The sequence below is a fragment of the Campylobacter concisus genome (assembly GCF_050447485.1).
Classification (GTDB): domain Bacteria; phylum Campylobacterota; class Campylobacteria; order Campylobacterales; family Campylobacteraceae; genus Campylobacter_A; species Campylobacter_A concisus_BQ.
Genome location: NZ_JALMFY010000002.1, coordinates 55,894 through 68,665, shown reverse-complemented (window position 1 = coordinate 68,665; position 12,772 = coordinate 55,894). Strand labels below are relative to the sequence as shown.

12 protein-coding genes are annotated in these 12,772 nt (G+C 40.3%); 10 read left to right on the top strand and 2 right to left on the bottom strand.

Annotated features, from left to right (window positions below; genetic code table 11):
- Positions 1-10 precede the first annotated feature (10 nt).
- Genes MTT29_RS09725 through MTT29_RS09705 form a run of 5 tightly spaced genes read left to right on the top strand, consistent with a single transcriptional unit; the run spans position 11 to position 4,970 of the window.
- On the top strand, positions 11-1,687 hold the full coding sequence (locus tag MTT29_RS09725) for a 30S ribosomal protein S1 (RefSeq protein ID WP_107714188.1): 1,677 nt from the start codon (positions 11-13) through the stop codon (positions 1,685-1,687).
- Positions 1,688-1,692: 5 nt separating this feature from the next.
- Positions 1,693-2,175: a hypothetical protein gene (locus tag MTT29_RS09720; RefSeq protein ID WP_429800514.1), complete on the top strand. Its 483-nt coding sequence runs from the start codon at positions 1,693-1,695 to the stop codon at positions 2,173-2,175.
- The gene (gene serA / locus MTT29_RS09715) at positions 2,169-3,749 is read left to right on the top strand and encodes a phosphoglycerate dehydrogenase (protein ID WP_429800543.1); all 1,581 of its coding nucleotides are present in this window, start codon (positions 2,169-2,171) and stop codon (positions 3,747-3,749) included. Before MTT29_RS09720 ends, serA begins: the two co-directional genes overlap by 7 nt.
- A gap of 21 nt (positions 3,750-3,770) precedes the next feature.
- Entirely contained in the window at positions 3,771-4,337 is a 567-nt protein-coding gene (efp, locus tag MTT29_RS09710; RefSeq protein WP_004317246.1) for an elongation factor P, read from the top strand.
- A gap of 24 nt (positions 4,338-4,361) precedes the next feature.
- Positions 4,362-4,970: a DUF4304 domain-containing protein gene (locus MTT29_RS09705; RefSeq protein ID WP_429800513.1), complete on the top strand. Its 609-nt coding sequence runs from the start codon at positions 4,362-4,364 to the stop codon at positions 4,968-4,970.
- Positions 4,971-5,562: 592 nt separating this feature from the next.
- Here MTT29_RS09705 and MTT29_RS09700 read toward each other — a convergent pair.
- Both MTT29_RS09700 and surE read right to left on the bottom strand, forming a co-directional pair.
- A complete protein-coding gene (locus tag MTT29_RS09700; RefSeq protein ID WP_429800512.1) occupies positions 5,563-6,210 on the bottom strand; it encodes a tRNA threonylcarbamoyladenosine dehydratase in 648 nt (215 codons plus the stop codon).
- A complete protein-coding gene (gene surE, locus MTT29_RS09695) occupies positions 6,200-6,976 on the bottom strand; it encodes a 5'/3'-nucleotidase SurE (RefSeq protein ID WP_429800511.1) in 777 nt (258 codons plus the stop codon). The genes MTT29_RS09700 and surE overlap by 11 nt, the downstream gene beginning before the upstream one ends.
- A 102-nt stretch (positions 6,977-7,078) precedes the next feature.
- Between surE and lpxB the strand changes: the two genes are divergently transcribed.
- The 5 genes from lpxB (at position 7,079) to MTT29_RS09670 (ending at position 12,769) form a co-directional block, all read left to right on the top strand.
- On the top strand, positions 7,079-8,113 hold the full coding sequence (gene lpxB, locus MTT29_RS09690; protein ID WP_429800510.1) for a lipid-A-disaccharide synthase: 1,035 nt from the start codon (positions 7,079-7,081) through the stop codon (positions 8,111-8,113).
- Between the two features lie 3 nt (positions 8,114-8,116).
- Positions 8,117-8,602: a transcription elongation factor GreA gene (greA, locus tag MTT29_RS09685; protein WP_103581979.1), complete on the top strand. Its 486-nt coding sequence runs from the start codon at positions 8,117-8,119 to the stop codon at positions 8,600-8,602.
- A 62-nt stretch (positions 8,603-8,664) separates the two neighbouring features.
- Positions 8,665-9,456 carry a UDP-2,3-diacylglucosamine diphosphatase gene (locus MTT29_RS09680; protein WP_429800509.1) on the top strand — a complete coding sequence of 264 codons (792 nt, stop codon included), beginning with the start codon at positions 8,665-8,667 and terminating at the stop codon, positions 9,454-9,456.
- Positions 9,456-10,409 (top strand): chemotaxis protein, encoded by a 954-nt coding sequence (locus MTT29_RS09675; RefSeq protein WP_012001425.1) that lies wholly within the window; start codon positions 9,456-9,458, stop codon positions 10,407-10,409. The genes MTT29_RS09680 and MTT29_RS09675 overlap by 1 nt, the downstream gene beginning before the upstream one ends.
- Before the next feature lie 8 nt (positions 10,410-10,417).
- On the top strand, positions 10,418-12,769 hold the full coding sequence (locus MTT29_RS09670; protein WP_429800508.1) for a hybrid sensor histidine kinase/response regulator: 2,352 nt from the start codon (positions 10,418-10,420) through the stop codon (positions 12,767-12,769).
- Positions 12,770-12,772 lie beyond the last annotated feature (3 nt).

The window sequence follows — 12,772 nt, the reverse complement described above, 5'->3', positions numbered from 1 at the left end:
AAGGATCAAGATGGCTGTGAACAAAAGTGTTCAATTAGGAAAAGCAAAAGACGAAGATATCGAAGATATCGATTTTGCTGCGATGTTAGAGGAGTCTTTTAAAAAGACTGAAGAAGATAGTGACGCAAAGATCGTCAGTATCAATGGCGATGAGGTTTTAATCGACGTTGGCAAGAAGTCAGAAGGCATTTTAAATGTTTCTGAGATCACTGACGCAAACGGCAACCTGACGCATAAAGTTGGCGATACGATCAAAGTTGTAATAACTGGATCAAGAAATGGAAGACCTATAGTGTCGCACAAAAAAGCACTTAGAAAAGAGAAAGTTAAAGCTTTCATCGAAGCTTACGATCCTGAAAATTCTGGCGAAATCGACGTAAAAGTAGTTGGAAAAAATAAAGGTGGTTTTATCACTCAAGACGCAAATGGCGTAGAATTTTTCTTACCAAGAACGCACAGCGGATTTAAAAATGCTGAGGGAGTAGTTGGAAAATCATATAAAGTAAGAGTTATAAAAGTTGATAAAGAAGAGAATAGCATCGTTGTCTCAAGAAAGAAAATTTTAGATGACGACCGTAAAAAACGCAAAGAAGCTCTATCAAACATAGTAGAAAACGATAGTGTTATAGAGGGCACAGTTAAAAAGATCACAACTTATGGTATGTTTGTTGATGTCGGTGGTGTAGACGGACTTGTTCACTACAGCGAGATAAGCTACAAGGGTCCGGTAAATCCTAGCTCTTTATACAAAGAAGGCGATAAAGTTTTAGTTAAAGTTATCAGCTATGACAACGAAAAACGCCACTTATCTCTATCTATCAAGGCTGCTACTCCAGATCCTTGGGAAGAGATCATAAGCGACGGCCTAGAAGTTGGCGACACTATAAAAGTAACAGTTAGCAATATCGAGCCTTATGGTGCATTTGTCGATCTTGGAAATGATATTGAAGGATTTTTACATATATCTGAAATTTCATGGGACAAAAATATCAAAAATCCAAAAGATCACATCAGCGAAGGCCAAGAGATCGATGTTGAGGTTATCGAAATAGACGCAAAAGGACACCGCTTAAGAGTAAGCCTTAAAAATTTACTTCCAAAGCCATTTGATGAATTTAAAGCAAAATTTAAAGAGGGCGACGTAGTAAAAGGCGTTGTAACAACCATCACAAATTTTGGTGCATTTGTTAGAGTGGGCTGCGTTGAGGGCTTGCTACACAATGAAGACGCTTCTTGGGATAGAAACGACAAATGCAAAGATATGTTCAAAGCTGGCGACGAGCTAGAAGTGAAGATCATCAAAATAGACAGCGCTGAGCAAAAAATTTCTCTAAGCCTAAAAGATCTAAAACAAAGCCCAGTTCAAGTATTTGCTAATAAATTTAGTGTAGGCGACATCGTAAAAGGAACGATCCGTGACATTAAAGAATTTGGCGTATTTGTTGAGCTTGGCGATAACGTCGATGCGCTAATCCGCAAAGAAGATCTAGGTAGTGTAGATGCAAGCACGTTAAAGATCGGCGATGAGATCGAAGCTGCTATTGCATTTATCGATGAGAAGAAAAATAGAATTCGCCTAAGCATACGCCGTTTAGCAAAACAAAAAGAGCGTGAAGTGTTAAATGAGATCAACGACAACGATGACAAAGTAACACTTGGCGACATTATAAAAGAACAATTACGCTAGTATAAATGGGCAGACGCACACTTTTATTAGTAGTTGTTCTGCTCTTTGTGATATTAGGTTTGGTTGGAATTTATCTTGTTAAATTTGCAAGTGTAAATTTCGGCCAAACTACTGAAAAAAATATGACAAATGAGCAAAATATAACCAAAAATACAGCTGGCAGTGAAAACTGGATCAACGAGCTGGCAACTATTAAGAAAAAAGATTACGTATTGCCTGTAAATGAAATTTTTATAGAATACAACCGACCTAAGATAGAAAAGCCAAAGATCACAGCATATGAACTTATGATAGATAAAAACGATGTCTACTCTATGTTCTGTTTGATGCAGACTTTGCGAAGTAGTGAGGTTGATTTTACTGTTGTAAAGGACGGCGCCAAAAGCCAGATCTTTTTAAATACCCAAGACTCAAAGTTGCTTCAAAATATCATACTGCATCTAAGAGTTTACGACATCCACTCAAGTGTGAGAGAGGTAAAATTATGAAAACTATCATTGTTTGCGACGCGATACACCCAGTAGGTTTTGAGCTTTTAAAAAAAGAGCAAGATATAAATATAATAGACGCAGTTAATACCCCAAAAGACGAGCTTTTAAAAATTTTAGGTGAGGCCGATGTAGCGATCACTAGAAGCTCGACTGAGGTAAATGAGGACTTTTTAAATTCTGGCAAAAAGCTAAAAGCTATCGTTAGAGCCGGTGTTGGCGTTGATAACGTTGATATAGATGGCTGTTCAAGAAGAGGCATCATCGCTATGAATGTCCCAACTGCAAACACTATCGCAGCGGTTGAGCTAACTATGGCTCACATGCTAGCGGCTGCAAGATCGCTCGAGTACGCTCACAATGACCTAAAGCTAGATAGAATTTGGAAGCGTGAGAAGTGGTACGGGGTTGAGCTGTTTAAGAAAAAACTAGGCGTGATCGGCTTTGGCAACATCGGCTCAAGAGTAGCAGCTCGCGCAAAAGCTTTTGGCATGGATATCATCGCGTACGATCCATACATCGATCCATCTAAAGTTATCGATATGGGCGGCACTTATACTAAAAATTTTGATGACATCTTGGCATGCGACTTCATCACGATCCACACTCCAAAGACCAAAGAGACAACCGATATGATCGGCGCTAAAGAGATAGCAAAGATGAAAGATGGCGTAAGACTTATAAACTGCGCTAGGGGCGGCCTTTATAACGAAGAGGCGCTTTATGAGGGGCTAAAAAGCGGCAAGGTAGCTTTTGCTGGCATCGATGTTTTTACAAAAGAGCCAGCAACAAGCCATCCGCTTCTTGATCTAAATAATGTAAGCGTCACGCCACATCTTGGAGCAAATACCCTTGAGTCGCAGCGCAACATTGCAGTAGAGGCAGTTGAACAAGCTATCTTGGCAGCACGTGGTATAAGCTATCCAAACGCTTTAAATTTACCTATAAAAACAGAAGATCTACCACCGTTTGTTGAGCCTTATATTGATCTTACAAGCAAGATGGCTTTCTTGGCAGCTCAGATAAACAAAAGCGCTATCAAGGCTATCCGTATAGAAACTCACGGGCAGATTAGCGAATATGCAAATTCAATGCTAACATTTGCCATAGTGGGCGCACTAAAAGAGAGTCTGGGTGATGCGATAAACTACGTAAATGCTAAATTTTTATGCGACGAAAAAGGCATAACTACCGAAACTAGCACAGGTGGAGATAGCATCTTTAAAAACAAGATCACGGTTCGAATTACTACTGAAAATGGCATCGTAAGCGTTGGTGGCACGGTCTTTGGTGAAAATCAACAACGCATAGTAACCGTAAATGGCTTTAAGACTGACTTCAAGCCAAAAGGCAAGATGATCATCTTCAAAAACCACGACGTACCGGGCGTTATCGCTCAGATCAGTAAAATTTTGGCTGATGAGAAGATAAACATCGCAGACTTCCGTCTTGGCAGAGATGAGCACGGCATGGCGCTTGCGGTCATCTTGGTTGATGAACATATAAAAACAGAAACGCTAGAGAGATTAAACGCACTTGAAGCTTGTGTTTGGGCTCAATACGCAGTTATATAACAAATTACGAAAGGATAAAAAATGGCTTCATATTCAATGGGCGATCTAAAAAAGGGACTAAAGATCGAGATCGATGGCGTTCCTTATAAAATCGTAGAATATCAACACGTTAAACCGGGCAAGGGTGCAGCTTTTGTTCGTGCAAAGATCAAATCTTTTGTCGATGGAAAGGTGCTTGAAAAGACTTTTCACGCAGGTGACAAGTGCGAGCAGCCGCATCTTGAAGAGAAAGAGATGCAGTATCTCTATGACGACGGCGAGTTTTGCCAGTTTATGGACACGACTACTTACGAGCAAGTTGCGATCAGCGATGAGGACGTGGGTGATGTTAAAAAGTGGATGATCGATGGCATGATGGTTGAAATTTTATTTCACAACGGCAATGCGATCGGTGTTGAAGTGCCACAGGTAGTCGAGCTAAAGATAGTTGAGACTCCACCAAATTTCAAGGGCGACACACAAGGCGGCAAAAAGCCAGCTACTCTTGAGAGTGGCGCGGTAGTTCAGATACCATTTCACGTACTAGAAGGCGAGGTTATCCGCGTTGATACAGTTCGTGGCGAGTACATCGAGCGTGCAAATAAATAATCATACATCTGGCACGTTAAATTTATGAAAGAGAAATTTGACGAGCTTATCGCTCTGCTAAAGCCGCTATTTAAGGATAATGGCTTTAGCAAGAGCGCTTTAAATTTCTACAAAAATACTCCAAATTTTACCTGCGTTGTAAATTTTCAAAAAAGTAGTGGCAATAGCTCAGAGCGCACGAGATTTTATATAAATTGCGGCATTTACGCTCCTTTTGTAGAGGCTACTCTTGGCAAAGAAGTGCTTAGTAAGCCAAAAGAGTATGAGTGTCATTATAGAGCTAGAGCGCATGAAATCACTCGCACAGCTGCTGCGTACTACGAGATAGAGCCAGATAGTGACATGGCTAAAATTTATGAAAATGTAGCAAACGACCTTGGCTTTGTTTTTAAATTTTTGGGGCAAACTAACTCTGAAGCAAATTTAATAGAGCTAATGCTCGAACAAAACGGCCTTGCAGCGATAAATCAACTCTACGAATATCTTTTAATAAAAGATAAAAGTAAAATTTTGATCTCTCATGTCAAAAAGCTCTTCGCAAAGCACGGTAGCGAAGCAAGATGGGAGAAATTTCAAAATCAGATAAACGAGCTACTTAGAAAATATAAACAAGATGAGATAAAATTTAAATGATAAATCGAATTTGATTATACAAAACAGCAATAGGATCAGGTAAATATGTAAACTTTAGGCCTATTTTAAATTTTTATTTATTTAAACTACTTACTAAATTTCAGGATTTATAATTTTTAAAGTTATATTTTCAAATAGAAATTTGTTATGGTTTGCAGTGTGCCAGCATTAAAGCGTGCACTTCTAATGTGCGAGGGGGTACTGGGCTTCGTCTCGTAACTGCAAGTAGATGTGGGATCTAAAGTGAGATAAGGGGACGGCTTCGTGTCTGTCCTACAGTTGCGAGCTTGTGAAGCAAAATTCAAGTCCCCTTGTCTCCCTTTTAAATAAAAAGAAATTTGCAAATTCAACCAAGCTTTTTTACAAATTTAAAAAATTCATTCACTCGCAAGAATTGACTACTAAAATTTGGCTTCGCTTACAGCTTAGCTCAAATTTTAGAGCCGAAATTACTTGTTCATGAAATTTTAAAATTTGCTAGATGCTCATCTTGGATTGTTAAATTCGTCTCTTGTAGAGCTGACTATTAAATTTATATCCAAAAATGTTAGCTCTAATTTGAAATTTTTCTCGGAGTGTAAATTTAGACTTACTATCCAACTATCTTTTTAACAGCTAGTGAGGCTAAATTTAGCCCAAAGCAGGCAGTCACGCCCATGAAGCTTCCAAGTGGCTTGCAAAGTGGCTCTTCTGTTGAAAAGACCACGTCAAATTTACCGCTAAAGCCTGATTTTTTGAGCTCATATCTATATTTTCTAGCTAGTGGATCGACCGAGGTTTTCCAAACGCTAGCCACCTTTATTTTTGTAGGATCGACTCTTTTTGCACCACCCATCGAAGCTATAAATTTGCTAGGATCTACTGCGTTTGCAAGGGCGATCTTAGCAGCGATATCATCGATAGCATCAATCACCACGTCAAATTTACTAAAGTCAAAACTAGCGACAAACTCAGGCGTAATCAGCGTCTGCATAGGCGTGACGCAAGGATAAATTTTGGCAAACTCCTCCACCTTTACGCCACCCACATTTTCGCTGTAAATTTGGCGGTTTTGATTTGTCACGTCAAAGATGTCTTTGTCGATCAGCGTGATGCTCCCGACCCCGCTTCTAGCGAGCGCATCCACGCACATCCCGCCAACGCCTCCAGCTCCGCAAACTAGCACTTTTGCGCTTTGAAGCTTGCTAAAACCATCCTCGCCAAATAGCCATCTTATCCTTGTAAATCTATCATTTTGCATCAAATTCCCCTTTTAAACTCTCCAAACTCTCGTATGAGGTCATGTTTAGTTTTATGGGCGTTATCGTTGCAAAGCCCTCATTTACCTTGCTGATGTCGCTTGGCTCGCCTTTTTCGTATTCAAGTGCGGCGTTTCCAAGCCAGTAGTACTCGATGCCTCTTGGATTGCGATTAAGCGTGGCATGCGTGGCGTAGGTGCGTCTGCCAGCTGGCACGACGGCATAACCTTTGAAATTTTTGCTAGTTGTGGCTGGGATATTTACGTTTAGAAATTCCCTTGGATTTAGCGAAATTTCATCATTTAGCACCTTTGGAGTGATAAATTTCACCACCTCTTTTGCTAGCTCAAAGCCAAGTTCATTTAGTGAGTTGTTTTCATAAAACTGCGAAAAAGCGATGCTTCTAATGCCCTGTAAAACGCCCTCCATCGCCGCTCCACACGTGCCAGAGTAGGTGATGTCCTCGCCTAAATTTGCCCCGTGATTTATGCCACTTATCACTAGATCTGGCTTTTTATTATAAAGTGCGTGAAGTGCGAGATAGACGCAGTCGCTGGGCGTTGCGTCGTCAAGTTTAAAAAAGTTATCATCAAGTTTTATAAATCTAAGTGGCCTTGTGAGAGTTAGCGAGTGAGCGCAGGCTGATTTTTCAGAGCTTGGAGCTACGATCGTGACATTTACACCATCTAACTCGCTTAAAGCTTCTTTTAAGGCAAGAAGGCCAGTCGCCTCAAATCCATCGTCATTTGTTATCAAAATTTCTTTCAAATTTTATCCTTTAAAGGGTTGGATTTTATCACAGCTTTCTTAAAATTTTAAAGAATTTTTGCGTATAATGCCCCTAAAAAAAGACCTGATGAAAGTGTGTAAATGAAAATTTTAGTCTCCGCTCTTGAGCCATCGGCAAATTTGCATTTAAAAGAAATTTTGAAAAATTTCGAGGGCGAATTTGAACTAATGGGAATTTTTAGCGAAGAGCTTGGCACGCCATATATGAAAAGCAGTGAGTTTTCAGCGATGGGCTTTGTCGAGGTTTTGCCGCTCATCTTTAAAGCAAAAAAGGCGATGAAAGTGATGAGCCAGATGGCAAAAGAGGCTGATGCAGTGCTGCTAATAGATAGTCCAGCCTTTAATCTGCCGCTTGCAAAGGCGATAAAAGCAGCTGGCGCAAAAGCAGCCGTGACATACTACATCTTGCCTCAAGTTTGGGCGTGGAAGCCAAAAAGAGTGAGCGTAGTGGAGAGGTATTGTGACAACCTTGCTTCGATCCTGCCATTTGATGCGAAATTTTATAGCCGATCGACCTACGTGGGTCATCCTTTGATAGATGAGATAAAGCTTAAAAAAACTAGTCTAAGTAGCAGTGGCAAAGTGGCTTTTCTGCCAGGATCAAGAAGGTCAGAGATTTCAAGGCTGATGCCAGTTTATAGAGAGCTTGCTAAAAAGATAGAAGCAAAAAGATTGCTTGTCGTGCCGCCATTTTTGCTTGATAAAGTGGGTGAAATTTATGGTGACACAAGCGATTTTGATATCGTCTCAAACACGCCTGACGCCTTGTATGAGAGTGACTTTGCCTTTGTATGCTCTGGCACGGCTACGCTTGAAGCAGCGCTCATTGGTACGCCATTTGTGCTAGCATACAAGGCAAAAGCGATAGATGTTTTCATCGCTAGAAAATTTGTAAAGATTAAGCACGCGGGACTTGCAAATATAATGTTTGACTTCATGGGCAAAGAGCCGCTTCATGAGGAATTTATCCAAGAATTTGCAACGGCTGAAAATTTGCTAAAAGCTTATGAGAGCTGTGATAGGCAAAAATTCTTAAAAGGCTGCGATGAGCTAAGGGCTTACTTAGGGCATGGCAGCAGCAAAAATGTAGTAAAAATTTTAAAAAATATGGAGTAAAAAATGAGTGAACCAATGACAATGCACGGATATGAGAAGATAGAAGCTGAGCTAAAGGACCTAAGGCTGGTACAGCGCCCTCAAATCGTAATAGAGATCGACATCGCAAGAAGCCACGGCGATCTTAAAGAAAATGCTGAGTATCACGCAGCAAAAGAGAAGCAAGCCTTTATAGACGCTAGGATCGCTGAGCTTAGCGCGCTTTTGGCAAATGCTGAAGTGATCGATCCAAGTAGCTACGAGCATGATAGGGTGAGGTTTGGCTCAAGTGTGACGATAATGGACGAAGAGACCGAGGTTGAGCATACTTACACGATAGTTGGTGTGAGCGAAAGTGACCTAGACAAGGGCTATATCTCGATAAACTCACCTCTTGCAAAGCAGCTTTTAGGCAAGGCTGAAGGCGATGAGGTCGCGCTAAATTTACCAAAAGGCAGAAGCGATGTTGAGATCGTGAAAATTTGCTACAAGCCTATAAAATTTGACTAAAAAGATGAGGCAAAGAGCTAAAACTGCTTTTTGGCTCTGCTAATTTTTAATTAAGGCAAAATTTGAGTGAATATCTATATGTCCCCGTTATAAAAGAAGGCGCGATCTTTTTGGCTGATGCGCATGAAAATGTAAATAGAGATGGCTTTTTGAAATTCTTGCGCGCCGTTGATAGCGGAGAGATCAAAGAGCCACCGCAGATTTTCTTGCTTGGCGATATATTTGATTTTTTAACGGGCGAGGGCGAATATACGCAAAAATTTTACGCTGAGCACTTAAGGCTTATAAATAAAATTTCACAAAAGGTGGAAATTTTTTACTTCGAGGGCAACCACGATTTTAGACTTTCAAATTTATTTAATAAAACTAGAGATTTTTGGGACAAAGGCGAGAGGCTAAGCTTTGAGGGGGTAAAGGTCTATGACATTAGCGCTCAGCCAGTGAAATTTAGAACTATGAGTGGCGAGCACGTCCAGATCGCGCATGGTGATATATTTTTGCCTTTTATAGATAAGTATGCGCTTAGGTTTTTAAGGCTTAGATGGTTTTTGAAATTTATGAACGCGCTTGATAAAATTTTGGATTTTAAAATTTCAAAAGCGATACTAGCCAAACTTACTAAGAAAAATCTGCACTATAAAATTTCAAACTTCAAGGAGCTAATGAGCAAGCATTTGCAGGGCTTTGACGCAAGTATAGTGATAGAGGGACACTATCATCAAGGTGAGCTATTTGATATTTACGATAGATTTTATATAAATTTACCTTGTTTTGCATGCGAGCAAAGTTATTTTGTTGTAGAATACGCCCAGCAAAAGTTGAATTTGCTCAAAATGAGTTTGAAAGGACATTGATGTTTGGAGACAACGTACTAAAAACGGGCTCAAACGAGATGGAACTTGTTGATTTTCGTATCTTTAAAAAGGCCGAAAACAAAGTATATGAAGGAATATACGGAGTCAATGTCGCAAAGGTGCGGGAGATCATTAAGATGCCAAATCTTACCGAGCTTCCTGGCGTTCCTGAGTATATCGAGGGAATTTTTGATTTAAGAGGTGTGGTTATCCCTGTTATAAATTTGGCAAGATGGATGAATATCGTCGAGCCAACTGAGGGTGTAGTCATAAAACCACGTGTTATTATCGCTGAATTTAGCGGTATATTGATCGGTTTTATCGTCCATGAGGCCAAGAGGATCAGACGTATAAACTGGAAAGACATAGAGCCTGCAAATTTTGCTGCTGGAGCTGGTACTCTAGATAAGGGCAAGATCACAGGTGTAACGAGAATAGAAAACGACGAAGTACTTCTTATCCTTGATCTTGAAAGCATCGTTGAAGAGCTAGGAATTTACTCACCAAAGATCGAATTTGACGTAACAGACGATCAAAAGATCAAAGGTGCTGCTTTAGTTCTAGATGATAGCTCAACTGCTAGAAAGCTAGTAAAAGACGCACTTGAGAAGATGGGTCTTAGCGTAGTTGAAGCTAAAAACGGCGTTGAGGGATTAGAGAGAATGGAAGAGCTTTATCAAAGATATGGAGATAACTTAACAAAAGAGCTTAGAGTTATCTTAAGTGATATCGAAATGCCACAAATGGATGGATACCGCTTTGCTTCAACTATTAAAAATGATGATAGATTTAAAGATGTTCCGATTGTGTTTAACTCTTCATTAAGCAACGAATTTAGTGAGGTTAAGAGTAAAGAAGCCGGTGGTGCTGCGTATCTTACAAAATTTGATGCTGGTGTATTTTATCAAGAGGTGCTAAAAGTGATTGAAGCACATTCTAAATCTGCGAAGTGAGGTGAAGTATGGATGATATGAAAGAAATAATGGAAGACTTTTTAATAGAGGCTTTCGAACTTATTGAGCAGATAGACCATGACCTTGTTGAACTAGAGGCAAACCCTGAAGATTTGGAGCTTTTAAATAGAATTTTCCGTGTTGCTCACACAGTAAAAGGTAGCTCAAGCTTTTTAAATTTTGACGTTTTAACAGAGCTTACTCACCATATGGAGGATGTTTTAAACAAAGCTAGAAAAGGCGAGCTAAAGATCACTCCAGATATCATGGACGTTGTCCTTGAGTCAGTTGATATGATGAAAGGACTACTTGAGAGCATTAGAGATAACGGTAGTGACGCAGCCGCTGGCATTGATATTAAAAATATCTGCGCTAGCCTGACACAAATTTCTGAAGGTGAAGCACCAAGCGCAGCCCCAGAAACTCCAGCAGCACCAACTCCTGAGCCAGTAAAAGAGCCAGAACCAGCCGCACCAGCTGAAGAAGCAGCTCCTGAAGTAAGTGATGCTGAGCTTTCAAAGCTAAGTGACTCTGAGGTTGAAGCTGAGATAGAAAGACTCTTAAAAGTTAGAAAAGCAGAAGATCAAGCAAGACGTGCTTCAAAAGGCATAGCTCCAAAATCTCCTGAAGAGATAGCCCCAGCCGCAAGCGCTGCACCAGCACCTGCACCTAAGCCAGCTCCTAGTAGAGAAAGAGATGCAGATAAAAAAGTGCCAGCAGCTAGTAGCAGCAGTGCAGTAGCACAAGAGCAAACGATACGTGTTGAAGTAAAAAGACTTGATCACTTGATGAATTTAATCGGCGAGCTTGTTCTTGGTAAAAACCGTTTGTTAAAAATTTATGATGACGTAGAAGAGAGATATGAGGGCGAGAAATTCCTCGAAGAGCTAAATCAAGTAGTCTCAAGCCTAAGCTTAGTTACGACTGATATCCAGCTAGCTGTTATGAAGACGAGGATGCTTCCAATAGCAAAAGTCTTTAATAAATTCCCACGTATGATACGCGATCTTAGCCGTGAGCTTGGTAAGCAGATCGATCTTGAAATTTCAGGTGAAGAGACTGAGCTTGATAAATCAATCGTTGAAGAGATCGGTGATCCGCTAGTTCATATCATCAGAAACTCATGCGACCACGGTATCGAAGATCCTGAGACAAGAAAGGCAATGGGAAAACCTGAAAAAGGTCTTGTTCAGCTAAAAGCTTACAACGAGGGTAACCATATCGTTGTTGAGATAGTTGATGATGGTAAGGGCTTGGATGCTGATATGCTTAAAGCTAAGTCTATAGAAAAAGGCATCATCACTGAGCGTGAAGCTGATGCGATGAGTGAGAAAGAGGCATTTGGTCTTATATTTAAGCCAGGATTTTCAACTGCAGCGAAGGTTACAAACGTATCTGGTCGTGGCGTTGGCATGGACGTTGTTAAGACAAACATTGAAAAACTAAATGGTATCATTGATATCGAGAGTGAAGTTGGAAAAGGCACAGTTATGAAGCTTAAAATTCCACTTACACTTGCGATCATTCAATCACTTCTTGTCGGAACACAAGAGGAATTTTATGCGATACCACTTGCGAGCGTTCTTGAAACTGTTCGCGTACCTATCGATGATATCTATACGATCGATGGCAAAAACGTTCTAAGACTAAGAGATGAGGTCTTATCTCTTGTTAGACTTTCAGACGTCTTTGGAGTCAATAAAGTCTTTGACGGCGGAGATCAAACTTATGTCGTTATCATCGGCGTTGCCGAGGCAAAACTGGGCATCATCGTTGATACTTTAGTTGGTCAAGAAGAGATCGTTATTAAGTCAATGGGTGATTATCTACAAAATATCCCAGGCATCGCTGGAGCTACTATAAGAGGCGATGGCCGCGTAACTCTTATCATAGACGTTGGTGCTATGATGGAGATGGCAAAGGATATTAAGGTAAATATTAGAGCCGAAATGGAAGATAGCACTAAAGCAAAAGAGAAACCAAGCGATTATAAGGTTCTAATCGTTGATGACTCTAAGATGGATAGAACCATCATGCAAAAATCGCTTGAGCCAATCGGCGTCACAATCATAGAAGCAACTAACGGAGTAGAAGCACTCAATATAATTAAATCAGGCGAGCATGCATTTGATGCGGTGCTCATTGATATTGAGATGCCAAGGATGGACGGATATACTCTAGCTGGTGAAATTCGAAAATACTCTAAGTATCGCACTTTACCGCTAATAGCAGTAACATCAAGAACGTCTAAAACTGATAGATTGCGCGGAGTAGAGGTTGGTATGACAGAATATATCACAAAACCATATTCGTCAGAGTACCTTGAAAACGTTGTTAGAAAAAATATTAAATTAGGTTAGGGG